1 protein-coding gene is annotated in these 1,295 nt (G+C 47.7%); it reads right to left on the bottom strand.

All coding sequences use genetic code 11. The features are described 5' to 3' along the window. Positions 1 to 173 precede the first annotated feature (173 nt). A partial coding sequence (locus tag ACZ60B_RS42960; RefSeq protein WP_469397552.1) for a helicase-related protein occupies positions 174 to 1,295 on the bottom strand: 1,122 nt, incomplete at its 5' end.

Below are 1,295 nucleotides of genomic sequence, written 5' to 3'. Positions count from 1 at the left end.
TACTGCACTATACCAGCATTGCTGTTGGTGCAGTGGCACTACCTTTCAGAGTAGTGAGTAGTGTCTCAGGTTCAAATCGCTACCACCGGAGTGGCTGATAGATAAAGAAGAAGGTCATATCCAATGAATCAATATGCCCTTCTTGATGTGCAGTGAGTTCTGTCCTGACTTATCTACATTTCGGACACAGCCCAGCTCATTAAGCTTTTCTCAAAACCTGTCAGTTGGAGGCTCTCTACTCTGGGAGCCAGAGCCCGAAGTTTCGCCAGTAGGTCGTTCAGATGTTCCGATGGCAAGATGAGGTTCTTGATCTGAGTCGAGATCTGTGTGGGAATTCCGTATTCGTCCAACGCGGTGAGTAGTGGGTCGAGGAACATATTTTCAAGCTGCTCAGCAAAGAAGCTAAAATCACCCGGCTCGATCCCTATTTTCGCCAGCACGTCGGCCTGAATGTTACTTACGGCCATGATGTCCCGAGGCAATCGGAAACACACCATATTTCTGATGAATTTCAGGCGTAGATTGATCGCTTCACTGGGAGTGTGTTCCTCTCGTCGATTCTCCACCGCGTCTCTTAGGTAAGCAGGCAGATTTTTCTGAGTTCGGAGCTCATTGATGTGCCACATTAATTGCAAGCTAGATGATATCCCATAGTCCATCAGATTACCGCCTTCCAGACTGTAGACTAGTTCACATAGGTAATTGAGCTGATTCGTCTCAGGGATGCCTTTCCAGTCAAGAAGCTTGCTGCCATCCGGTAGGTCACGAATGATCATTTCTGCGACCTCGACTTGCCGCTCAATCGGAACGTGTCGATTTTCTATCAGGATTGACGGCGATAGTATCGGGTTGGCGTATGCATCTTGAAGCCTACCACGTGAAATATCAGTAAGGTATTCGTTCTCCAGTTGCATTATGAGTCCTATCGGGGAGTTTTCATCCTGATGGCCGATGGGATATTCAACGGTGAGACCCTGCTCAAGGGGAGGCGCTTCGAGCATGAAGACTTTACCAATGAAGTACTTATTCATACGGCCCGCCCGACCGGAAATATTCTTGTAAGTGAAGTAGTCGAACTTTGAAGTATTTAGGCGGCGGTCGTAAATGATCACGTTCTCTGCCGATGTGTTGACGCCTTCGATCATCGTAGATGTACAGATAATTCGCTTGATGATGCCATCATTGAACAACTTAACGATGTACTGTTGCAATGCACGTGGCACTCCTCCATGGTGAATCCCGATACCCAGAGATAATGCCTTGGCAACGTTCCATTCAGGGTGGTAGTGCTTGGA

This window comes from Streptomyces sp. NPDC104096 (assembly GCF_055584385.1).
Note: the sequence above shows the minus strand (reverse complement) of the source record. Positions and strands in the feature narration are given on the sequence as shown.